This is a genomic window from Streptomyces sp. HUAS ZL42 (genome assembly GCF_040782645.1).
Classification (GTDB): domain Bacteria; phylum Actinomycetota; class Actinomycetes; order Streptomycetales; family Streptomycetaceae; genus Streptomyces.
In genome coordinates this window covers 9729914-9752225 of sequence record NZ_CP160403.1, presented here as the reverse complement: position 1 = coordinate 9752225, position 22312 = coordinate 9729914, and the positions used below count along the sequence as shown (strand labels likewise).

Genomic DNA, 22312 nt, shown 5'->3' with positions numbered 1-22312 from the left:
TGTGTTCGTGGTGACGGGGGCAACCGGCAACGTCGGCCGACCGCTCGTGCAGGCCCTCGCGGCAACCGGTGCGCGCGTGCGCGCGACATCCCGGGGGATCTCGGCGGCGGATGTGCCGGAGCGCGTCGAGTACACGCGGGCGGACCTGGCCGATCCTGAGAGCCTACGGCCCGTATTCGACACAGCCGACGCGCTGTTCCTGCACAACGGGGGCCCCAGCGCGCACCTGCTCAGCCCCCAGGACATCCTCGACGCCGCCAAGGCCGGCGGCGTCGGGCGCGTCGTGCTGTTGTCCTCCCAAGCAGTCGCGACCCGACCCCGATCGGCCTCTCACGGGGCCACGGCGGGCTCCATCGAAAAAGCCGTCCAGCAATCGGGCATGGCCTGGACGATCCTGCGGCCCGCAGGCTTCCACTCCAACGCCTATGCCTGGGCCGAGTCGGTCCGCACCCGAAGGACCATCGCCGCGCCGTTCGCCGACATCGGCCTGCCGACCATCGACCCGGACGACATCGCCGAGGTCGCCGCCGCCACCCTCCTGGCCGACGGCCACGCCGGACAGATCTACGAGCTGACCGGGCCCGCACTCACCACACCCCGCCAGCGGGCCGAGGCGATCGCCGACGCACTCGGCGAACCCGTCCGCTTCCTCGAACAGACCCGCGACGAGGCCCGCGCGCAGATGCTGCAGTTCATGCCCGAGCCCGTCGTCGAGACCACGCTGACCATCCTCGGCGAGCCCACCCCCGCCGAACAGCGCATCAGCCCCGACATCGAGCACGTCCTTCACCGCGCGCCCCGCACCTTTGCCGACTGGGCCCAGCGCCACACCGCCGCCTTCCGATAGGCGCGTGATTTTTTCAGCCCGGCGGCGCTGAAGGCCCTGGTTCTCGCGGAGACGAACCGCGCCACAACCCGCACCAGCTCGAGGCAGGTAGCGGCCCATACGACCATCTGGGCCGCCACCCCGGCAGTGGCGGCCAACGCCGCTCGTCGTCACCTCCCCCCGACGCGCCCACCCCCGACACCCCGCGGACCGCGTCTGCACGAAGGTTCACCACTCCAGCGCCCTTCGAAGGCACTGGCGGCCGTCCGCCCCCGGTCGAGCACGGCGGCCGTCCGGGCCCCGGTCGAGCACGGATTCGCCCACGTCAGGAACTGGCGCGTGCCCGGCAGGCTCCGCACCGATCCCCAAAGGGGCGACCGCCCTGGTCAGGGCCCTTCTGGTGCTGACGAACCGCGAAGTCTCCCGGTGACCGACGATCCTCGCCGAAGCGTGACCGGCGCCGACAGTACCGTGGCGCCGCCCGCCACCGCAGGGGCGTTTCCCTGACGCCGTCCTGTACGTGAACCGGACCGGGATCCCCTGGCGCGATCTCTGCTCGTCTACCCGCAACGGCTCGCGGCGTGGTAGGTTATAGGTCGACCACTAACGTAGGAGTGAAGATGACAGCCAAGGAAGACGCCGCCGCCCGCCGCGCCGCTGCCCGGCACGCCCTGACCGAGCACCTGCGCCTCACCGCCGCCGGCCGCGTCGAGGAATGGGTGGAGCTGTTCGCCCCGGACGCGGTGCTTGAGTTCCCGTACGCGCCGGCCGGCGTGCCCCAGCGGGTAACGGGGCGCGACGCGCTGGTCGCGCACATGAGCAACTTTCCCGAGACCTTCGACGTCGAGTTCGTCGACCTGGTCTTCCACGACACGGTCGATCCGAGTCTGGTGATCGCCGAATTCCGCTCCAAGGGCACGGCGCTGCCGACCGGCAAGGCGTACGAGCAGACGTGCATCTCCGTCGTCCGCACCGATGACGACGCGCGCATCACCCACTACCTGGACTACTGGAACCCGCTGGTGGCGATCGAGGCGCTCACGCCCGACGACGTGCCGTCCGACTCCGACCTCAGCGTGACGTTTGGGCGCTGAGGGGAGCCGTGTTTGACTGACGCCCATGCCTGCCGCCGGTACCAGCACGAAGAGCGACGAACGACGCCGGGCCATCATGGCCGCCGCGGTCGACTGCTTCGCGCAAAAAGGTTTCTACGGTACGACGACGCACGAGATCGCAGCGTGGGTCGGCGTCTCTCAGCCGTACCTCTACCGCCTGTACCCGAACAAGGAAGCACTGTTCGCAGCGGCGGTCGACCACGTGTCGGTCGTCATGACCGACACGCTGGTCGCGCACTCGCCGGCCTCGGGTGCGGCCGGGCAGGCGCCCGAGGCGGCGTTGGATGCCGCACGCGGCGCCTACGCCGCGCTCGTCGCGGACCGCAACATCCTGCGTTTCCTCATGCACGCGAACTGTGCCGTCGGCGAGCCGCTGGTGGCACAGGCCGTGCGCCGGTGCTACGCCAAGCAGGTCGACACCGTCCGCCAGCTGCTCGGCGACGACGACGCCGTACGGCGCTGGTTCGGCGCCGGCATGCTCGACAACGTGGTCGCCGTGCTGGGTCTGGCCGACATCGATGAGCCATGGGCGCACGTCCTCACCGCTCGATGACCCACACCGGCAGTTCCGCGACGACGGCCCGAGCCTTCCTCGCAGACCGGCACAGCCAGCCGGCTCAGGACCCGCTCGCCGATCACGAGCCCCTCCCCCGCTCGGCCTGGACCACCCGCAGCCGCCCGCCCAACTCCACAGCCAGCCCCTCCAGTTCACACCGGCCAGCCACGTGATCCGCTCCAGCTCGCGCATCCCCACACCCCTCCCCCCTGCCGCGCAGCACAACATAAGGACGCCCCGAACAACACGTCAGACAATCTTCGCCGTGGACACGGGCCGACGACCAGCGCACGCCGCTCTCCCGGCCCTCACACCAGGCCCGTGACCAGCAACTTCACGATGCACACCACTCAATGGGACTGGGGCGATTGCCGGGACTTGAGCGTAGCCATCTGTCTCAGGTAGCCGGTGCTTGCTCCGTGGGGGGAGGGAGGGCTTCGAAGAGCGGCTTCATGGCGGTCTCGAAGAGCGCGGCATGCCGCGCTGGTTTAGAACTCCTAACGAAATGATCTTCGAGGTGGTTGGATCACTCCGGGACTGTTGATCCGGGGGTGCGCGGTGGCTCGGCCGAAGCCGTGGGAAGTCGACGACGAGTTGTGGGTGGTGATCGAGCCGCTGTTGCCCAAGGTCGAGCGTCGGACCAGGCATCCAGGACGCAAGCGGCATCCGGACCGGCTGGTGTTTCCAGGGCATCCTGTTCGTGCTCCACACGGGGATCGATCGTGGAGCAGATATCCCACCTCCTCTATCTCCGTGAACTGGACGGCGTCCAGGAACACTGGGAGCGGGAGACTGTTCGGCTGGAACCACCGCAGAGGCAGCCTGTCTTCGCTCAGGACGAGCAGCATCTGCGCTGGTCCCATCTGATCCGCCTGACGCCTCAACGCATGTATACGTCGATGACCGACGAGGTGTTTCCCTGGCTGCGTCGCCACACTTTCGCCGGGGTGGGCTAATCGCAGCTCGTCAAAATGCTCGTTTCACGATCCCGACTCCCAGTCTCCTCGCCAGGGTTGTGGTCCTGCTCGAGGAGGCGCTCTCGGTTGGGGATGCCAACGCGGGCGCTCTGTATGAGCAACTACTCGCCCGGGTCGCCGCGGTCCCTATGGTGCCTTCGGTACCCCTCCTCATCTGACGGCTCTGATGGCAGCGATGGCTGAGCCCGGAGCTGACGACGAGGTATGCGGGGTCTTCGAACTTGAACGGTGTGGCGTGCTCAGCAGCCTGATCATCCGATGCTGTCGGCGATCTGGACTGGGTGCTGTCCTGGATGCAGCGCGCCCCGGGTGCATGATTGCGCCGAGCCGCGGTGGCCCAAAAACCGTTCGCCGAGCAGGTCCGCCAGGTCCCCGCGGGCTGGTGGATCGCCCACTGGGTGCGCGCTGTGGGCTCCACAGTCGTGCAGGCCGCCCGCGACCTGCACCTGTCCTGGCCTGTGGTGATGGACGCTTTCCGAACGGAAGGCCAGCAAGTGACAGCCCTTGCGTTGGCGCCGGTCGTCCGATCCGTGCACGATTCCTCGCCTGTGCCACCCGCCCGGCCTGCGGTGTCAGTTCATCGGGGGAGCGGAGGGCCCAAGACAACGCTTCCCGGTTCAGGTCGACAGCGACATCAGTAGAACCCCGCAATCCTGCACGTACTCGCTCCTGTCCAAGGGGCCATTGTCAGTCGCCCCCGGTAGTGTCCGCCACATGATCGAAGTGGAAAACATCCTTGCTCAACTGGACAAATGCGCGGACGAGTTCACGTTCCCCGACCTCGGCCATGGTTACTTCTCTGCCGTGGACGCACGGATGCACCTCTTCCGCGACCCGGAACGCTGGGCCCTGATCGTCGAGACCGTCGGCTACAACCCGCGCATGGGAAACCTCGTTGACGTGCTCCATGTCTTCGGAAATTGCCTGACGGCTGGTGGGCCGGGCTTTGCGAACGAGGGGTTCCTCGACCGCGTCGAAAACATGGAGGAGATCGACGACGAGGAGGAGTACGCGGGCGACGCTCCCGTAGTCGTCAGGGGCTGGCCGCTCGTCGTGGACATGGAGCCCGGCGAGCCGCTCGAAGATGTGTTCCGCGCACTCGTGCCGGAGCACCGGGACCTGCTCCTCGCGGACGAGGCCGAACTGTGGTCGCGAATCCCCGCCGACCTGCCGAAAGTGCTGCAGCTGGAGGAATGGCACCAGCCGGAGGATCTCGTTGAAGCGCCTCCCAGCGCGAGTGAGACCTACCAGCAGATCGCGGAAGTCCTTGCTTCCGGTGACATCAGCCGCTACCGACCGAGCCTTTCACCCAATACCCACTGGTCCAACTGGCCGGACTCCGGGCAGCTGTGACCGGTCGCCAAGGCTGCCCGGAACCGCGCCGCTGTCACGTCGGCGAGTCTCGACTGGGTGCTGCCCTGGATGCAGAGCGCCCGTGCCCACGGGTGATCATTACTGTTCTCTACGCAGCTTGATCATCATGGGACCACGGGCTTGGACAACGATACGACGTTGCTGCTTGACCTCGACGGCCTGGCCGTCGTCAGGGTCGAACGGCTGGCAGAAGGCGCCCGGCGGGTGCACCTGGTCACGGCCGAGGAGGGCGCGCGGGCCTGCCCCGCATGTGGAGTGCTCTCCTCGCGGGTCAAGGGATCGGCGATATCGCGGCCGCGGGACCTGCCCCACGGCGAGCGGGGCCTGGAACTGGTGTGGCGCAAGCGGCGCTGGTACTGCCGCGAACCGCAGTGCCCGAGGCGCTCTTTCACCGAGCAGGTCCGCCAGGTCCCGGCCGGAGCACGGATCACCCAGCGGTTACGGAACGCGGCGGGTCGGCGGGTATGCGACGCCGGGTCCACTGTCATTCAGGCGGCCCGTGACCTGCATCTGTCCTGGCCCACCGTGATGAACGCCTTCCGTACCGCCGGGCAGGCGGTGACGGCGGCCGCGCTGGAACCAATCGAGGTGCTGGGCATCGACGAGACCCGGCGAGGGCGCACCCAATGGCAGCAGAACCCGGACTCCGGGCGCTGGGAGCCGGTCGCGAACCAGTGGCACACCGGCTTCGTCGACGCCTTCGGAGTCCAGGGCCTGCTCGGACAGGTAGAGGGCCGCGCCCCCAGCGACGTGCTGGCCTGGCTGTCTACCACCCCACTGGAGTGGCGCAAACAGATCCGCTTCGTCGCCATCGACATGTCCACCGGCTACCGTGCCGCGATCCGTACCGCACTGCCGCACGCCACGGTGGTCGTCGACCACTTCCATGTGGTCCAGCTCGCCAACAAGATGCTGAACACGGTCCGCCGCCGCACCACCGCCAGCCTGCGCGGCCGACGCGGACGGGCCGCAGATCCCGAGTGGAGGGCCAGGCGCCGGCTCCTGCGCAACCGCGAGGACCTGACCGACCAGCAGTTCACCCACATGTGGAACGGGCTCATCGACGCAGGCGCGATCGGCATGACGCTCCTGACCGCCTGGATCGCGAAGGAGCGGCTGCGGGACCTGCTCGCCACCTCCCGCACCGACGCCGACAGACACCGCATCGGACACCTGCGCTGGAAGTTCCTGACCTGGTGCGCGGACTCCGACATCCCCGAGGTCCGCCAGCTCGCCGTCACGGTCGACCGCTGGTGGCCCGAGATAGAAACGTTCATCGCCACCGGCCACAGCAACGCCAAGAGCGAGGGCATCAACCGCGTGATCAAGCTCGTCGCCAGAGCTGCCCACGGCTTCCGCAACCCGGCCAACCAACGCCTACGCACACGCTGCGTCACCACCCGCCGAGCCCGCGGACACCTCCGCACCGCTCAACTTTGAAGACCCGGTATGCGATCCAACCTGTGGCACGGGTGGTCTCCTGGCTGCCGCGGCTCAGTTTGTCCACCGGTCCCGCCCGGACACCACGCAGCAGAGCGCGGCGGTGGTGAGCGGCAGGATCCACGGGTTTGACTTCGACACGACCATGTTGCGGTTGAGCAGCATGCGGCTGGCTCTTCAGGGCTTCGAGGGTGCTGATCTGCGCTACCGGGACAATCTGGCTGAGGGCGTCGGGGCGGAGCGTGAGCGCTACTCAGTTGTCCTGGCCCATCCCCCGTTCGCGGGCAGCGTCGACTACGAGGCCGTCGCACCGGAGTTGCTCGCAATGGTGCGTACGAAGAAGGCCGAGCTTCTTCATCTCGCCATGATTCTGGGGCTGTTGCAGCCGAAGGGACGCGCGGCCGTGATTGTCCCCGCCGGGCTGCTGTTCAGCTCGACTTCTGCACACACCGAACTTCGGCGCCTGCTGGTGGACGTGCATGGGCTGGAGGCTGTGATGCAGCTGCCCGGCGGCACCTTCAAGCCGTATGCGGGGGTCTCGACGGCGATCCTGTTCTTCACCGAGGACGCCGGACAGGCCGACAGCGTGTGGTTCTACGATCTCACGGCAGACGGCTGGAGCCTGGACGACCGGCGTGAGCCGCTGCTGTCGCAGGACAAGCTCGGGGTGGCTCCCGACAGTGTTCTGGATGCCGTCGATCACACGCGTAACAACCTCCCGGATCTCATGCGGAGTTGGCGGCTGCGGCACAGCAGTGAGCGTCGGCGTGCCCGGTCCGAGCAGAGCTTCTGCGTGACCAGCGCGGAGATCGCCGCAGAGGACTACAACTTGTCGCTGGGGCGATTCCGTCAGATCCATGAGATGCAGCGGGCCGCTCAGGAAGGCATCCGTCTGGGGGACTTCGCCGAAATCTTTCCCGGGTCCGTGCGCAGATCCGAGCTGGACGAGGAACCGGATGCGACGGACACGGCGGGGCGACGGCGGGTGTTGACGCCCACCCTGCTGACCAGCACGCTGCCGGATGTGGCGGACCTGCCCCTGCGTGCGGACCAGCGCGAGCCCCGCCGCCGGTTGCGGCAGGGCGACATCATAGGACGGGATCTCGCCGGTACCCGCCACTGGACATGTGTGCCGAGCCAATACGACGGCGTGCAGCCCGGCCAGGGCCTAATCGTCATCCGGCTCACCGAGGAGCTTTTGCCCCACGAGTACGTGATCGCCTACCTGTCCAGCGCTTTGGCTGAGCAGCAGCTGCCGAAGTACGGAGTCATCCCGCGCATCAAGGCCCGCGAGATGGCCGACATCTGGATCCCCAGGTGTGACGGCAATCTGTCGGAAATCCGCGCCTCCCTCGCCATGCTCGACGAAGGAGAACGGGAAGCCGCACGCATCCAGGACGACCTCCACCGGAGACGGATGCAGATTTTCGAAAGCGGAACGGGTTCGGCCCGGCGTGGGCGGCTGGATGACGCCGCCGCGATCAGCTCCTTGACCGCGCAGAACCTGCGCCGGCACAACGAGCCCTACAAGCTGTTCCAGGATTCGTACCCCTACGCCGTAGCGCGCGCGGTCCGCAAGTTCCGGCACTCCCTGTCCCTGGCGGAAAAGCACGAGGCGGCCATCCAGTGCGCCGAGTCCTTGATCCTGTCCCTGGGCATCATGGCTCTTGCCCTGGCTACCGACCGCGGCCGTCAGGATCTGCCGGCCATCGCCCAGTGGAGCCAGTCCGTTGAGCGGGGCGGTGTCTCCCTCGGCCACTGGGTGGGGGTAGTCAAGGCAGTGGCCGAAGACGCACGCCAGCACGGTGACCCCGCCGCCGGCCTCGTCGAGGCAACAACCCGTAAGAAGGGCGGGAAAGGCCTGGTCGCCGATCTCGACCAACTGGTCGTGCTCCGCAACAAGATCCGGCACGGCGCAGGCCCTCGGACACGGGCCGAGCTGGAGAAGAGCCTTGGGCGCATCGAACCGCTGATGCTCAGCGGCCTGTCGGGGTGCGCGTTCCTCGCCCACACCCGATGGGTTCACACGGAGCGGCTCCAATGGATGCCTGACGCCGGGAAGTTCCGCGTCTCAGGCCTGGCCCTGATGGGTGACCACCCCGACTTCGCAACGGTCTCCTTCGACACGGCACACCCTCTGGCAGACGACCGGCTCTACCTCATCCCCCCAAACGACGAACCCCTCCCCCTCTCGCCGTTCTGCCTCCTGAGCGACTGTCCCACGTGTCGCGAGTGGGGCACCCCGTGAACCTACGGCCAGTTCCTCCACGGACCAGGAGCGCCAGCGCTACGGCCTGACTTCTCAGGGCTCAGCGGCCGGTGGGAGTGGAGTGCTTGGTTGCCCCCACCGGTGCACGCATCGCTTGTACTTGCGGCCGCTGCCGCACGGGCATGCGTCACTGCGCTGGGGTGGCTGGTCGCTGCCGCCGGCGTAGGAGAGACGGTTGAGGCCGTGGATCTCTGCCGTCAGGCCGATGTCGTCCATGGTCCACTTCACGAGCGAAAGACTGATGTGGACCACATCGGCGGCCAGGACGAGAGCGTCGGCGGCGGCGTGGGCGACGGTCGGCTGCATGGCGTAGCCGGAGGCGGCGAGCGGCTTCAGGGGGCGGCGTGCGTAGTGCTCGATGGCATGGGTTTTGGGCCGGTCCGAGGCCCGCAGCACGGTGTGAGTGGTGGCGGAGCCGAAGCTGGGGTGGACTGCGTCGCACAGCCATTCGTACAGGTCGAGCACGTCGACGGTGGTGGTGTTCTTGGCCAGTTTGTTGATGTAGGTCATCACGTTGGTGCTCTGGAGCACGGGAGGCCGGCCGGCGCTTTGTCCGACGCGTGAGGCGTACTGGAGTTTTGCCAGGCGGTTGTTGAGGTCGGCGCTGAATCGGGTGAGGGAGTCGGTGGTGGGCGGGCCGGCCTTCTTGAACGTGTCCCATGCCTCGTGGAGGAGGGTTGTTTCGTGGGTGAGGGCGGCCGCGCCCTCCAGCAGGGAGCGGGAGCATGCGGCCGCGACGAGCAGCCGCCAGCGGCCCAGGGCTTCCACGGTCTGCTCGGCCAGCTCGGCGGCGCGCCACAGCTGGGTCAGCCGCCAGGCCGCCATTCTCATGTGCAGGTCGGACAGGGCGAAGTGGGCAATCCAGTCCCGTGAGCCGAGCGCGGTGGTGTCCTGTATGAACGGGCTCGCCTTGCCCGACCACGTGCCGTCGGGATGGGAGACGGTGACGAACGTCCAGGTCTCCTCCGGTGCGGCCGCGTTGAGCAGGTTGGCGAGCTCGGTTGTCGCGTCGTTGGCGTTGTGTGCGTGCAGCGGCACATTGATGTGAACCACGGCCTGCGTGCTTTGGGCATCGTCGTCGGCCAGCGTCATCAACTGCCGGGCTGCCGCCTGAACACGGTCGGCCCGTTCCCTGCCCAGGGCCCGAACGACTTGTTCCTCAAAGCTCACACATCCCCCCACAGCCCGCTCCATTGGTGGGCGTCACGCGCCCAGACTACTGGTGCACTCCAGAGGCAGGACCGTTGGTCAATCACCGGATGCCGAGCATGGCAAGCCGTTCGTTCCGCTCCGCCAACCGGACGGGGCACTCACGCTGTTGGTCGGTTCGTTCCTCGATATGAGCCTTGAGCTGTTGTCCAGTTCGCGACAGCCGGTCGTCCTCGAGGAGCCCTCTCTCTTTCAAGGCGTCGCGTCTCGACGTCCACTCCGCCTCGTCGAAGTCGCGTGCCGGCGTGTAGACATCGCGAGGGATCCCACTCGCGGTCGCGTGGAAGACGTGCGCCTCGCGGCCGGCGATGCCGGCGGCAACCAGAGCCGCGACATGACCGTCGCCGCGGTGCTCACGAAGAAGCGTCGCGGCATGCCACAGTTGGGCAAGAGGCTCCTGAGGCACCGGCACAGAGCGATTGGCGGCGAACAGAGCTCGGCCTTCGAGCGGCGCCGATTGAGCGGCACGCGTGGCAAGCTCTGCCGCCCGTGCCGTATCTGCGCAGTCGGCTGCGGGGCCGAGTGCCCGGCGGAGCGCACGCACTGATCCTCGTACACGGGTTTCCAGGGCCTGGGCCGGCGGAGCAAAGCTGCCGCCGACACGGCGCGACTCACGCGCTCGTAGGCGAAGTTGTAGAACAGTGCGTGCACGACATCAGCGCCGACTCTGCCCAAGGGAGCGGCCCGTCCGGCGAAGTAGCCCATCCAGAAACCGCGGTAGCCCGCCGCCCTGAACTCTTCCAACGGCTCCGGGGCAAAGTAGACGACAGCGTGGATCGGTTCAAGCAGCCGCCAGAGGTCCCGGGCAACGTCACCCCGGGTCGGCATCGGTCGTGGCATTGACATGGCAATCTTCTACCGCTCAATCGAGGGCTGTGTCCTGCGCATGGTGTTTGGGCCTCCCGCGTTCTGAGCGCCGCTCGGCGCCCATGCGCTGCAGACGGCGCGCCCTCAGTGCCCACTTGGGGGCGCGCTGGATGTCGAGCCGGATCTCGGCGAGGTCGCCGATCTGGGCGCGGTGCGGGTCGTGCTCGCGCCCCGGTCCGCCGAAGCGGCCGCTGCGGATCTGCCGCGCATACGGTCAACTGCGGCGCATGCCGGACCGGGGCGGTGTTCGGCCTGCTGGCCAGGGCACCCCGGCCCCTCAAGGACGCTGACGCCGCACGATCGCCGCCCTCAATGTGGCCGGGCCCTTCGGCGACGCTCTCCTGGAGGAGAGCCCGGCCGCGCTGCTGCCCGCTCTGCGGGAGACCGCCGCGACCATCGAGGCGGACCTGTGCACTGCGAGTCGCTTCCGTGCGGTGCGCATCCCGTGAGCAGTCCGATGACCCGCACATAGAGCCGCTGGGCCCCGGTCAGATCGCCGCGCAGCTGGCAGACGGCTCCGAGAGCGCCGAACGGCGGGGCCAGGTGGGGGTCGTCGGGGCCGTAGGTGTGTTCGTAGATGCGTACCGCAAGGCGCAAAATCCCTTCGGCATCGGCGGGTCTGCCCAGCGATTCGAGGAGGATGCCCAGGGCCGACGCCGCATCGGCCACCTCGACCGAGTCGGGGCCGCACGCGCTCCTGGCGAGGCGGAGGGCCGCCCGCAGCTCGCGCTCCGCCTCGTCGTACCGGCCCCGGGCCCGGCACAGCCGTGCGCGAACCAGGTGGCCGTGCACCTGTTGCCGTACCGCCGTCGCAGCCACTAGGCCGGGACCTTCGGCACGGGCCGGCGGCGCGCGGCGGTGGTTCCCGTCAGCTGCTTCACGACGTGCTCAGCGTCCCGGCCGGCACCTCCGATGAGCATCGAGGCGAAGGCGTACTGGAACGCCAGACCGACGAAGTAGAGCCCCGGCGAGGACGGCACTACGCCCCGCACCTCGACCGGCCAGCCGTCCTCGCCCGTGACCGGGGCATCGATCCAGGAGAAGTCCTGGCGGAACCCGGTGCACCACACGACGTTCGCCACGTCCAGTGTGCGGCCGCCGTCGAGGACCGGAAGACCGTCGCTCACGCCGACGGTCCGTTCCGGCACCATCTCCACACCGACCCGGGCGAGATCGGCCCGCTTGACCCGGATCAGCGGCCCGCCATGGGCCCTGATCTGCGGGCGCAGCCTGCGGCCGATGGGCGTGCGGATGGTCAGCAGGTGCTGGGCGAGGAAGTACAGGACCGGGAAGATCGTGTGCGCCGGCCTGCCCTCGATGTCGAACGGTACCTCGCCGTGGATCCGGCCGCTGAGCACGGTCGGATGGCCGGCCGAGCCCGCCTCGTATGCGATGTCCCCGCCGGAGTGCGACGCTCCCACCACCAGCACGCCGCCGGGCCGGAGCTGGGCCGGGTTCTTGTAGGCGCTCGAGTGCATCTGCACGATACTGGGGTGGAGTTGATCTGCGAAGACGGGGACGTACGGCGTCCGGCCGAACGTCCCGGAGGCGACCACGACGTTGTCGCACACGATCGACGACGCGTTGTCGGTCGCCACGACGTACCGCCCGTCCTCGCGGCACACCCGGGTCACCCGCACTCCGGTACGGACCGGCAGCCCGAAGGTCTTGGCATACACCTCCAGGAAGTCGGCCATCTCGTCCTTCGTGGGATAGGACACCGGTGGCGCCGGGAACCGCATCCCGGGAAGCGAGGCGACTCGCGCCGGGCTGTAGAGCCGCAACGAGTCCCAGTGGCACCGCCAGTTGTCGCCGACCCGGGCGTTCGCATCCACGATGATGAACTGCCGGTCACGCCTGGCGAGATGGAAGCCGGTCGCCAGACCCGCCTGACCCGCGCCGATGATGACGGTCTCCACCTGCTCTGCGCCGTGTTCGGTGTTCATCGTCCATCCTCCTTGTCAGACGTGGCCGAGCGCGGCGCGCAGGGCCCGCAGTGCGTCTGTCGGCTGCTCGAAGCAGGGGTCGTCGCGAGCGTTCTCGATCACATGAAGCGGCCAGCCGTACCGGCGCGCGGCCGCCTCGGCGACATCCAGCCGCGTCTGGAGGTCATGGCGGCCCCAGATCAGCGTCGTCGGCACGGTGATCTGCGCGAGAACGTCCGGCGGAATGGCCCTCAGACCGAATTCCGGCACGAGGCTGCGAAGGGCGGCCTTGGCGGTCTTCGTACGCGCCCAGGCGAGTGCGTACCTTCCGTACGGCTCGAAGCCCCCGCCCATCTGTTCGCGCAGCCCGTCGAAGTCGAGGAAGCACTGCGCCAGGAAACGGTCCCGCGTTCGTTCGGTCGGACGCGCCAGAAAGGCCATCAGCGGCATTGCGAACCGCAATGCGGGGCGGTTCGGGGCCAGACCGAACGTGTCGACGAGCACCAGCCGGCTGACCCGGTCTCTCCGGCCGACGGCGAACCGGGCCGCGATCGCGCCGCCCAGCAGGTGTCCCACCAGCGCGGGCGGCGACGGGCACTCCCGCTCGATCAGCGCATCGAGCCACGCCAACACCCGATCGGAGTCCAGTCGACCGACAGGCATCCCCGAGGCGCCGTGGCCCGGCAGGTCCGGCGCGAGTACGCGATGCGTCTTCACCAGGTCCGGGATCACCCGTCCCCAGAGGGTGGCGAACTCTCCCGGGCCGTGCAGCAGAACCACCGCAGGGCCGTCACCGCCCTCGAGCAGGGCAGTGGAGACCCCCGCCAGATCCAGCCGTCGCTCCGTGACCGGAAGCCCGGCCAGCGTCCGCTCACGAACGTCCGTTGCCAGGCTGTGCATCTCGCTCATGGCTGCCTCCTTCCGTGCCATCGACGCACGGAAGGATGTGCCGGTGCTTCGGGAGAACGACCCAATCGCCGACCAGGGGCGCCATGGGTAGATCTGCGCAGTCGGCGGCAGCGCCGTCAGACCAGGCCGTGCTCGTAGGCATACGCCGTGGCGGCGGACCTGGACGAGAGCCCGAGCTTGACGAAGATGTTGCTCACATGCCGGGCCACGGTCTTCTCACTGAGGACCAGCTCGTCGGCGATCGCCTGGTTGGTCATGCCGGTGGCGACCAGCCGCAGGACCTCGGCCTCACGCGGGCTGAGCCCGGCATCGTGGAAAGGACGCCCCCCAGTCAGCGCATCGAGGCGGGCGAGGTCGGGGGCCGCGCCCAGCTGCCGGAACACATGCCGCGACGCGTCCAGCTCCAGCTGCGCGGTGTCGAAGTCACCGAGCTGCTGCCGGGCCAGCCCCACCAAGGCGCGCGAGCGTGCACCGTCGTACGGAGCCTCGAGCTCGCCCCAGACCTGGCAAGCCTCGCGCAGCGCGTCGAGGGCGGCCGCGGTATCGCCCTCGGCGAGCAGCACGGCTCCGCGCGCATGCGCGGCGATGGCCCGCAGCAGCGGGGCGCCGATGTCGTCGGCGATCTGCGAGAGCTCGTCCGCCGCGGCCCGGGATGCCGCCACGTCCTCGGCGGACAGCATGATCTCCACATACGCGGCCAACACCTTCGCACGCATCAGCCGGTCCGGCATCTCGTCCGCCGCGCGGCGGATCGCCCCGGCCGCCGCATCGACCCGGCCCTGGGCCAGCCGCAGCTGCGCCAGCCCCGGATGCGGCGGGTAACCCATCACGCTGGCCTGCCGGTACGAGTCCTCCGCCTTCGCGAACTCACCGCGCACCCGATGCAACTCGGCCTGCTGGTACAGCGCCAGGCCGAGCGCCGGCTGCCCCGGCGGCTCGGAGAGCCGTTCGCACGCCCGCCGTACGGCATCCATCGCGTCCGGCCATGCGCCCCGCACCTGCAGAACCTGGGAGCGATGCACCAGGCACTGACCGCGGTACGGGACGAGATCGGGCTGTGCGGCACACCAGTCGGACAACACCGCCGTCCACTCCTGTGCCCGGCGCAGGTCGAACAGCTCCTGGCAGGCCTCGATCACGCTGCAGTAGACCATTCCGGTCACGATCGGCGACACCTCGCCCGCCGTGACCGCGACCATGGCCTCGTCGAGCAGCGCCACACCCGCAGCCGTCTCTCCCTTCCGGATCAACGCCCGGCCCTGGCCGTGGCGGGCGATGGCCACGAGATCCGGGTCGCCGAAATGTTCACCGATCTTGACGGCTTCGGTGAAGGTGGCGTACGCGGCCGCCGGGTCGCCCTCATCGACAAGACGCAGCGCGAGCGGGAAGAGCAGATATCCCCGTTCCACGCAGTCGAGCCGCCGCTCGTCGATCAGCCGCTGCGCCCTGGCGAGCCAGCCGCCCCCGCGGGCCGTCTCGCCCCTCATGAGGAGCGGCACCGCCAGCCAGAACGCGCAGCGCACCGCTTGCGCCTCCTCGCCGCGGCGCAGGTACTCATGGTGCGCCCGCTCCATCGCCGCGGCGCTCTCGGCATCACATCCGACGAGGTAGGCGGCGGTCGCGAGCCGCACCAGGTCGTCGGGCTCGAGCGGTGCCTCGTGATCGGCGTACGAGAACCGGCTGTACGCATCCCGCCACGCACGCCGGCCGAAGGTCTCCCGGGCTTGCTCGAGTTCCGCGACCACGTCCATGCCGCCTCCCACGACCATTGCACCTCGCGGTCGCGGGATTGTCAGGCGCTGTGCATGCCCGGGGCGTACACACCGGCGGGACATGCGTCCACACAGGCCACAGCTCGCCGTCCGCACCGTTCCACGAGCAACCCCGCCCCGCTCACCCAGGACCAGCACCAGCGAGTCACGCCGCTGCGACAGGTCGTGACCCGCGAAGCCTTCGGCGGTGTCGCGGTGCCACTGGTGGAGTGTCGGTGCTCGAGAGTTGCAGTAGCAGGGTAAGCAGCCCCGCAACCGACCCGGTCACGTCAGCGGTGACGAGGCGTACAGCTCTCGCCGCACCAGGCGCTGCCTGCGCAGACGCCGGATCAAACACACGATCCCGGAGCCCAGGGCCCATAGGACGAACACATCGCTCGTCGGCACCTCACGGGCCGCGGCACAGGCGGCCAAATTCGCCGCCCGCCCGCCCTCCACGTCGAAGGATCTGCCCCCGCGACCACCGGAAACGCCATCACCACTCTGGCTGTCCCCGACCGCCTGGCCGATCCGCCAGGGGGCAGCCGAGCCTGCTGGCGCTCAACAGCGCATCGACCGGCTGATCATCTCCCTGCACAGGGCCGTGCTGTCCGTCGCCGGCCCAATCGGTACCCGGGCGCCGTCGGCAGGCATCCGATGATCGCCGGGCGCACTGCCTGGCCTCGCCCTACAAGGCGTTGTCCAGCGTCAGGGCGAGCTCGGCGATCCGCCACCTACCGTCGGACCATCGCAGGCTGAACGTGTAGAGCCCGCTCGCTATCATCTGGATGCTCTCGCCGGTGTTCCTCGTCTGCAGCAGATAGGCCCGCACCTCGGCGGTGGCGGCGTCCGTCGTCGTGACCACAACGTTGCCGAGGTGGTGGCGCACCCTTCCGGTCTGGGCCGTGTGCCCGTCACGGATGAAGTCGAGCACCGCCGCGCGTCCGGCGACCGGGCCGAGCACCCCCTGTCCGGGCATCATGAATGTCCAGGCGGTGTCCTCGGTCAGGACCGCTTCCAGCTCGGGCACATTCAGCTCGTCCAGGGCATGGGCGTAGTGCGCTACCGCCTGCTGGAGGTCGGCGATCACGAGACCACCGTCAGCACGATCTTGCCCTGGATGTGGCCCTGCGCGGCTCGCGTGTGCGCGCTGCCCGCTTCGGACAGCGGGTAGGTACTGTCCACCCCGACCTGCAGCTCACCCTCGTCGAACAGGCGCCCGATCCCGTCGAGCTGGGGGCCGTTGGAACGCACCTGAATGTTCGAGACGGTGATGCCACGACGCGCCGTCTCTTCCGGGTCGTACTGGGCGAAGAACACCGGAAGCATGGCGCCTCCGCGCTTGAGCACCCTCAGGAAGCGTGAGCTGTCCGGGCCACCGACGGTGTCGATCACCAGGTCGACGCCGCCGGCCACGTCCGCGGCCTGCGTCGTGGTGTAGTCGATGAACTCATCGGCGCCGAGCTTGCGCAGGAACTGCTCGTGCCGGCTCGAGGCCACCGCGATGACGTGTGCCCCCTTCCATTTCGCCAATTGCACCGCGAAGTGGCCCACTCCACCGGCGGCCCCGTTGACCAGCACGGTCATCCCTGGCGTGATCGGCACCGGCTGGTGCACCTGGCCGGTGAAGGGAGACGGCACGTCGTGGCCGAGATCAACCAGGTACTGCCAGGCCGTCAGCAGGGCCATCGGCGCCCCGGCCGCCTGCACGTGGTCGATACCGGCCGGCTTGTGAGCCAGGTCAGAAGCCGGCGCGGCCACGTACTCGGCGTACGTCCGGCCGTCGAATCCGGGGAACCGCAGCATGCCGAAGACCTCGTCACCGACGGCGAACCCGGACACGTCCGAAGCGACCGCCTCGACCACGCCCGACATGTCCGTACCAGGGATCAAGGGGAACTCCAGCACCGGCCTCATCTCGGCCGGCATGACCTTCATCCCCTCACGCAGGTACCAGTCCGGCGGGTTGATGCCCACCGCATGCACCCGCACGAGCACCTCGCCCGGACCGATCTCGGGAACCGGCACCTCGTCGTACCGCAGAACGTCCGGCCCGCCCGCCTCGTGGAACTGGATCGCCTTCATCGCGCCTTTCGCTTTCTCGGGGAAACGTTGCTCCTTCAGTCAAGGCCCCGGACGGCATGGCCGTCCAAGACCCTTTCGGCAACCGGTCATTCCGAAACGGCATGACGCGTACCCTGCAACGGTGAACGATCTCGGACAGGACCTGGAACTGCGGCTGGTGCGCTACTTCACCGTGGTGGCGGCGCACCAGCACTTCGGCCGGGCCGCCGCCGACCTGCACGTAGCCCAGCCGGCGCTGAGCCGCCAGATCCAACGGCTCGAGAAATATCTCGGCACACGACTGCTGGACCGCACCCCCCAGGGCACCCGGCTCACTCCGGCCGGCCAGACGTTCCTCCCCCGGGCCCAAGCCCTGCTGCAGGCCGCCCGCCAGGCCGAATTGGCCGTGCGTGAACAAGCCCGGACCGAACGAATCACCATCGGCTACGTCGAAGACCTGGTGATCACCGCCGCCGTACGGGAACTGCAACGCCGTCACCCCGACGCCGAGATCGCCACCCGGCATCTGAACTGCCGCGACGTCGGCGCACTGTCCGACAAGCGCGTCGACGCCCTGATCGCGCGGACCCCGCTGCCGCTCGCCGCCGACAACGTGTCCACCACCCCCCTGTACGAGGAGCCCCGGATGCTCGTGGTCCCCCGCGGCCACCCCTGGGCCGACCGCGCGTCGGTGACCGCGCAAGAACTGGCCGACGAAGACGCGGCCCCGTGCGCGTTCGAGACCGCGGACTGGACGTCCTACCGGATCCTCGGGGCCGGTGTGCCGCCGATCGAGAGCTACGAGGACAAGCTCGAACTCGTCGCGAGCGGCAGGGCGATCGCCGTGCTACCGGTCGGCGATCGGCGCAGCTCACTGCGTCCCAGCCTGGTCACCGTCCCGATCGAGGGCGCTCCCCCCAGCCGGGTCGTCCTGGTCAGCCGCAAGGACGACCCGAATCCGATGATCAGGAATCTCCAGCTGGCTGCCCAGGCCGTCCTGACCACCCCGCCATCCTGACCGGGACCAGGTCGGGCGATGACCACGGGCGGCAGGTCCACCACGGCCCCCGAGTGGAGGCCCGCCGGCTCACCGCAGGCTGAACACCGCTCGACGCAGGAACCGCCCGTCTCGTCGCCAACTGCTCTCGGCAAACGACAACGGCCTGTGCTCTCCTCGTAGAGGGCACAGCATCCTGAGGAGTCCCGGGCGCTGGAGTGCGAGCAGGACGCAACCACCGCCCGGCCCCCTCACGTCAGCGAGGACACCTATTCGGACCAGTTCTCGCCGGCGAGCGTGGCCCAGCGTTCTGCTGTCTTGGGGTGAATGCGCAGGTCGGCGATGACCATGAACGGTAGGCCCACCAGGGCGTCCATCATGGCGGTGTTCCCAGCTGCGCGGGCAGGCAGAATGTGGCGTCTCTCCTGTCAGCAAGACCAGGGGAGTTACGCGGGCCTTCAGGGCTTTGGCCGGACAGGAGGTACCTATGCCCGGTCGTGGTGCTGCGCCGGCGTGCGCTGTGTCGGAGCCGATCGTCGAAGAGACGGGCGAGCTTCAGGGGAGCACGAAGGGGTGCTGGTTGACCGCCAGGTAAGTGTTCTCCTGGTCGCATCGGACGTGGACGTCGGTCAGCTCGACGATGCGGGCCAGGGGGAGGGCATACACACGGACGAGAGCATCTGCGACGCGGACGTCCAAGGGCAACACGGTGTCGTTGAAGCAGCGCAGCAGCTCCTTGCGAGCCTTGTCCTCGGCTTGGAAGTGGCCTGGGAGTTGCGAGGCTGGGTGCCCGATGACCAGACCGGGCGGGCAGAGGCGTCGCGCTGAGCTCCAGCGGAGGAAGGGGATCGAACGGAAGCGCAGGGTTGGCCGGTCGATCGCCCAGATGTCCAGATGTCGCTGTGGGAGCTGGCGGAGGCCCAGGCGGGCTCACACCAGGTTGGAAAGGCGCCTCGCCCTCCGAACGTCAACGGCAGCGGCTCGGGAAGGAGACGGGCACTTGTCGTCGTCTCCGACATGCTGGCGCTGGCCGCCGCTGTGTGGTGCGTGCTGAGGATCCTGCCGACGGGACAGGGGCCATGGTGGACGGTGACATTGCTCGTGGTGTGGGCGGTACTGGCAGGGCTTCTGACTCGTCTCAGCTCTCCGCGCCGTTCGCCCGCCCTACCCCCCGACCAGTTGGTCATGGCCAGGCTGGCGGACATGTACGCCACGCTCGGCGCGCCACCCGAACCGACGACGGCCACGGAACTCGGTCCGACGTATTGGGCGGCGCCCATGAGCATGCAGGAAGAGCCTCCTGCGGAGCAGGTTGTCACGGCGAAGCCGTCCGGTCAGCAGGCGAGTTGGAGCCAACTGCCCGTGGTGAGCAGGCCGAACCCTGGGAGCAGATCATTCCCGGCAGCGCCGCGCGCATGCTCGCCCAGTAGAGCGGGAGTTCGACCACAGGCGGTGGATGGAAATTCTGCACCTGGTCTTCCACGGACTGAGTGTCGCCCTCGGTGCCTTCATCGGGGTCGGATGCCTATAGCTGGCCAGGTACTTCCTCGACCACGGTGAGGCGACAGCGGGCGCGGCGCTGCTTGGCAGCGGATCGGTCGTCGCCGCGAGCCTCGCAATGTCGCGTTGGAACACCGGCTGCCGATAGGTCCCCTCGCCGTGGGGCTGAGCGGGCGCACAGCGAGGAGCGCCGAAGATACCCGCGTTGATGTAACCGAAAGGCAGGCCTTCGTCGCACATCGGTCGCATGGGCCAGGCAAGGGCCACCGTCAACGAGAACGGGTCACGCGAAACGCGAGCCCACAGTGGGAGCCCAGGAGCACGGCGGCCAACGTCCCAGCGCCGCAGCACAGCGGCCGTGATGATCAGGATGGTCTCCGCCTGCGGGAGCTTAAGCGCAGCTGCCTGAGGAGCGCTCCTGGCTGTCTTGGCTGATCAGCCCCAGTTCTTCAACGCATCGGCGACCTGGCGCACGTCGCGGCGTCCCTCGACGGCGTCGATGACCAGCGCGATCGCCTCCTGGCTGCCGACCTTGACCTGGATGCCGCTGGCGTGGAGGTAGGCGTAGGCGACCTGCGCGGCGAACAGCTCGTTCGAGTGCTCGAGGGCAGGAATCCGTGCGAGGGCGTGCAAGAGGGCGGCGGCTCGGTGGTGCCCGGCCGGGTAGACCAGGGTGCCCATGACGTCGTGTCGGTGGCGCGCGACGGCGGCAGCCAGCGCTCCGTAGTCGGTGACGTCGGGGTCGTCGGGCACGAGGTTCTGCGCGATATCAAGCAGCCATCGCTCGTCAATGAGCACAACGGGCGGCATCAGGCGGCGTGGCTGCTGGGGCCGGTCCCGAAGCGGTCGGCGAAAGCCTGCCCATGCTCCTCGACGAAGGCCCTCGCGCCCTCAAGGAACCGGGTGCGCGCAAGGTCGTCGGTCAGCCGCCGGCTCGCGTACTGATCTGGGTCCTCGTGGCCGTCGGCAGCGCGACGCTGCAGCTCCTCATACGTCTCGTCGTCGACCTTGATGCGGATCTCCTTCGCCATGGCCCCACGGTAGCCGTGCCGGGCGCCGCGTGGGAGTGGATACCGGAAGCGAGATCCCGAGATCGCCACGGTCAATGATTGAACTAGATGCAATACGACCACTACTGACCGTAATGCCTTTGCTGGTCGGCTGCACGCTTCGGCGGCCGGGAGCGCTTCCTGGACGTGCGAGGTCCGTGGAACGAGGAACTGACGGCCAGAAACCGCGAACTGGCGCTCACCACCAGCGGAGCCGGACTGGCAGAGCAGATCGCGCTGAGCATCGACCAGATGACCGCGGCCGACCGGGCCGAGCTGCTGTCGACCCGCTCCGTGTACTCCTCCGACGGTCTGCGTGCGACGGACGAGTACGGGCCGCCGCACCTGATGACCCTGACCTCGACGCTGACGGCGGGCACGGGCGGCACCGACCTGCCGGCGGGCAGCCAGATGGCGGCGCACCAGCACACCGTCAACACCTACGACGAGGGCCGGCCGACCGACGGCACGGCCACGATCGTCAACCAGGTCACCACCAGCAAGGTGGGCGCGTATGTGGACGGCTACCCGTCGGACGCGGACGTGCGCACCACGAAGACGGAGTACGACTGGGTCAAGGGCGTGCCCACGGCCACGATCACCGACCCGAACGGTCTGGCGCTGAAGACGACGACGTCGTACGACGCCCAGGGCCGGGTCATCAAGACGACCCTGCCCAAGTCGTCCGGTACGGACGCGGGCGCCACGGTCACGACGTACTACTCCGCGACCGGCACCTGCGCCTGCGCCTGCGCCTGCGCCTGCGCCTGCGCCTGCAACGGTCGTCCCGAATGGGCCGACCTACTGTGCTCCATCGGCCCGGCCGGCAGTATCACCGGCGGCGGATCCAACCCCAGCCAGTTGCCCACCAAGACGGTCGAGTACGACCGGTGGGGCAACACGCCAAAACCACGGAGACCGCGAACTCCGTCACCCGTACCACCACCGCGACCTACGACGCCGCCGGACGTCCTCAGACGACGACGGTCAGCGGTGGGGTGGGCACGGCGGTACCGGACAGCACAACCACGTACGACCCGGACAGCGGTGACGTGGCCACCGTGACGTCGAACGGGCAGACCGTCACCCACACCTACGACCAGCTCGGGAGGGAGATCTCCTACAACGACGGCGCGGGCAACACGGCCGCTACGAGCTACGACGCGCTGGGCCGCGTGGTGAAGACCACCGACTCCGCCCCGTCCACCACCTACACCTACGACACCACCAAGGACCCGCGCGGTGTGGAGACCTCCCGCACCGACTCGGTCGCCGGCACCTTCACCGCCACCTCCGACGCGGACGGCAACCTGATCACCGAGTCCCTGCCCGGCGGCCCCTGACCGTCGCGCAGGACGAGACCGGCGCCGAGCTCTCCCAGATCTATACCAGGGACAGCGACGGCACCGTCGTCGCCTCCGACAGCACGGACGAGAGCGTTCACGGTCAGGTCGTGGCCGACGCCGACACCGCGGGCCACAGCC

At 68.7% G+C, this 22312-nt stretch carries 21 protein-coding genes and 3 pseudogenes; 13 read left to right on the top strand and 11 right to left on the bottom strand.

The window, feature by feature from the left end; translation table 11 throughout:
- The first annotated feature begins 1 nt into the window (after window position 1).
- The 8 genes and pseudogenes from ABZO29_RS44715 to ABZO29_RS44680 all read left to right on the top strand — a co-directional run bounded on the left by ABZO29_RS44715 (window position 2) and on the right by ABZO29_RS44680 (window position 8536).
- Window positions 2–847: an SDR family oxidoreductase gene (locus tag ABZO29_RS44715; protein WP_367325918.1), complete on the top strand. Its 846-nt coding sequence runs from the start codon at window positions 2–4 to the stop codon at window positions 845–847.
- Window positions 848–1446: 599 nt separating this feature from the next.
- A complete protein-coding gene (locus tag ABZO29_RS44710) occupies window positions 1447–1920 on the top strand; it encodes a nuclear transport factor 2 family protein (protein WP_367325917.1) in 474 nt (157 codons plus the stop codon).
- Between the two features lie 25 nt (window positions 1921–1945).
- A complete protein-coding gene (locus tag ABZO29_RS44705; protein WP_367325916.1) occupies window positions 1946–2494 on the top strand; it encodes a TetR/AcrR family transcriptional regulator in 549 nt (182 codons plus the stop codon).
- Window positions 2495–3055: 561 nt separating this feature from the next.
- A pseudogene (locus ABZO29_RS44700) lies at window positions 3056–3212 on the top strand (transposase); the annotation flags it as partial.
- A gap of 7 nt (window positions 3213–3219) precedes the next feature.
- Window positions 3220–3453 (top strand): hypothetical protein, encoded by a 234-nt coding sequence (locus ABZO29_RS44695; protein WP_367325915.1) that lies wholly within the window; start codon window positions 3220–3222, stop codon window positions 3451–3453.
- Between the two features lie 735 nt (window positions 3454–4188).
- The gene (locus ABZO29_RS44690; RefSeq protein WP_367320808.1) at window positions 4189–4827 is read left to right on the top strand and encodes a hypothetical protein; all 639 of its coding nucleotides are present in this window, start codon (window positions 4189–4191) and stop codon (window positions 4825–4827) included.
- Window positions 4828–4968: 141 nt separating this feature from the next.
- Window positions 4969–6288 (top strand): ISL3 family transposase, encoded by a 1320-nt coding sequence (locus tag ABZO29_RS44685; protein ID WP_367320809.1) that lies wholly within the window; start codon window positions 4969–4971, stop codon window positions 6286–6288.
- The gene (locus ABZO29_RS44680; RefSeq protein WP_367326410.1) at window positions 6191–8536 is read left to right on the top strand and encodes a class I SAM-dependent DNA methyltransferase; all 2346 of its coding nucleotides are present in this window, start codon (window positions 6191–6193) and stop codon (window positions 8534–8536) included. Before ABZO29_RS44685 ends, ABZO29_RS44680 begins: the two co-directional genes overlap by 98 nt.
- A 54-nt stretch (window positions 8537–8590) precedes the next feature.
- Here ABZO29_RS44680 and ABZO29_RS44675 read toward each other — a convergent pair whose 3' ends face one another.
- A complete protein-coding gene (locus tag ABZO29_RS44675) occupies window positions 8591–9727 on the bottom strand; it encodes a YecA family protein (RefSeq protein WP_367325914.1) in 1137 nt (378 codons plus the stop codon).
- Between the two features lie 82 nt (window positions 9728–9809).
- Window positions 9810–10310 carry a hypothetical protein gene (locus tag ABZO29_RS44670; protein WP_367325913.1) on the bottom strand — a complete coding sequence of 167 codons (501 nt, stop codon included), beginning with the start codon at window positions 10308–10310 and terminating at the stop codon, window positions 9810–9812.
- Window positions 10311–10947: 637 nt separating this feature from the next.
- Between ABZO29_RS44670 and ABZO29_RS44665 the strand changes: the two genes are divergently transcribed.
- Window positions 10948–11082: a hypothetical protein gene (locus ABZO29_RS44665; protein WP_367326446.1), complete on the top strand. Its 135-nt coding sequence runs from the start codon at window positions 10948–10950 to the stop codon at window positions 11080–11082.
- Window positions 11083–11236: 154 nt separating this feature from the next.
- Here ABZO29_RS44665 and ABZO29_RS44660 read toward each other — a convergent pair.
- From ABZO29_RS44660 to ABZO29_RS44645, 4 genes and pseudogenes are all read right to left on the bottom strand, one after another.
- Window positions 11237–11425: pseudogene (locus ABZO29_RS44660) on the bottom strand (tetratricopeptide repeat protein); the annotation flags it as partial.
- A gap of 26 nt (window positions 11426–11451) precedes the next feature.
- A complete protein-coding gene (locus ABZO29_RS44655) occupies window positions 11452–12579 on the bottom strand; it encodes a flavin-containing monooxygenase (protein WP_367325912.1) in 1128 nt (375 codons plus the stop codon).
- 15 nt (window positions 12580–12594) lie between these two features.
- Window positions 12595–13467 carry an alpha/beta fold hydrolase gene (locus ABZO29_RS44650; protein WP_367325911.1) on the bottom strand — a complete coding sequence of 291 codons (873 nt, stop codon included), beginning with the start codon at window positions 13465–13467 and terminating at the stop codon, window positions 12595–12597.
- A 116-nt stretch (window positions 13468–13583) separates the two neighbouring features.
- A complete protein-coding gene (locus ABZO29_RS44645) occupies window positions 13584–15218 on the bottom strand; it encodes a LuxR C-terminal-related transcriptional regulator (RefSeq protein WP_367325910.1) in 1635 nt (544 codons plus the stop codon).
- Window positions 15219–15477: 259 nt separating this feature from the next.
- On the opposite strand from ABZO29_RS44645, the pseudogene ABZO29_RS44640 reads away from it, so the two are divergent.
- Window positions 15478–15594: pseudogene (locus tag ABZO29_RS44640) on the top strand (IS5/IS1182 family transposase); the annotation flags it as partial.
- A 312-nt stretch (window positions 15595–15906) separates the two neighbouring features.
- Here the strand turns inward: ABZO29_RS44640 and ABZO29_RS44635 are convergent.
- Both ABZO29_RS44635 and ABZO29_RS44630 read right to left on the bottom strand, forming a co-directional pair.
- The gene (locus tag ABZO29_RS44635) at window positions 15907–16308 is read right to left on the bottom strand and encodes a nuclear transport factor 2 family protein (RefSeq protein WP_367325909.1); all 402 of its coding nucleotides are present in this window, start codon (window positions 16306–16308) and stop codon (window positions 15907–15909) included.
- Window positions 16305–17303, bottom strand: a complete 999-nt coding sequence (locus tag ABZO29_RS44630) for an NADP-dependent oxidoreductase (protein ID WP_367325908.1) — start codon at window positions 17301–17303, stop codon at window positions 16305–16307. Before ABZO29_RS44630 ends, ABZO29_RS44635 begins: the two co-directional genes overlap by 4 nt.
- A gap of 121 nt (window positions 17304–17424) precedes the next feature.
- On the opposite strand from ABZO29_RS44630, the gene ABZO29_RS44625 reads away from it, so the two are divergent.
- Window positions 17425–18300, top strand: a complete 876-nt coding sequence (locus ABZO29_RS44625) for a LysR family transcriptional regulator (RefSeq protein WP_367325907.1) — start codon at window positions 17425–17427, stop codon at window positions 18298–18300.
- A gap of 534 nt (window positions 18301–18834) precedes the next feature.
- Here ABZO29_RS44625 and ABZO29_RS44620 read toward each other — a convergent pair.
- The 3 genes from ABZO29_RS44620 to ABZO29_RS44610 all read right to left on the bottom strand — a co-directional run bounded on the left by ABZO29_RS44620 (window position 18835) and on the right by ABZO29_RS44610 (window position 20810).
- Window positions 18835–18978, bottom strand: coding sequence for a hypothetical protein (locus ABZO29_RS44620; RefSeq protein ID WP_367325906.1), 144 nt, complete (start codon window positions 18976–18978; stop codon window positions 18835–18837).
- Between the two features lie 1236 nt (window positions 18979–20214).
- Window positions 20215–20589, bottom strand: coding sequence for a fic family toxin-antitoxin system, toxin component (locus ABZO29_RS44615; RefSeq protein WP_367325905.1), 375 nt, complete (start codon window positions 20587–20589; stop codon window positions 20215–20217).
- Window positions 20589–20810, bottom strand: a complete 222-nt coding sequence (locus tag ABZO29_RS44610) for a hypothetical protein (protein WP_234519903.1) — start codon at window positions 20808–20810, stop codon at window positions 20589–20591. The genes ABZO29_RS44615 and ABZO29_RS44610 overlap by 1 nt, the downstream gene beginning before the upstream one ends.
- Before the next feature lie 165 nt (window positions 20811–20975).
- Between ABZO29_RS44610 and ABZO29_RS44605 the strand changes: the two genes are divergently transcribed.
- Together ABZO29_RS44605 and ABZO29_RS44600 are read left to right on the top strand one after the other, a co-directional pair.
- Window positions 20976–21893: a hypothetical protein gene (locus ABZO29_RS44605; RefSeq protein ID WP_367325904.1), complete on the top strand. Its 918-nt coding sequence runs from the start codon at window positions 20976–20978 to the stop codon at window positions 21891–21893.
- Window positions 21881–22171: a hypothetical protein gene (locus tag ABZO29_RS44600; protein ID WP_367325903.1), complete on the top strand. Its 291-nt coding sequence runs from the start codon at window positions 21881–21883 to the stop codon at window positions 22169–22171. The genes ABZO29_RS44605 and ABZO29_RS44600 overlap by 13 nt, the downstream gene beginning before the upstream one ends.
- Window positions 22172–22312: the final 141 nt, after the last annotated feature.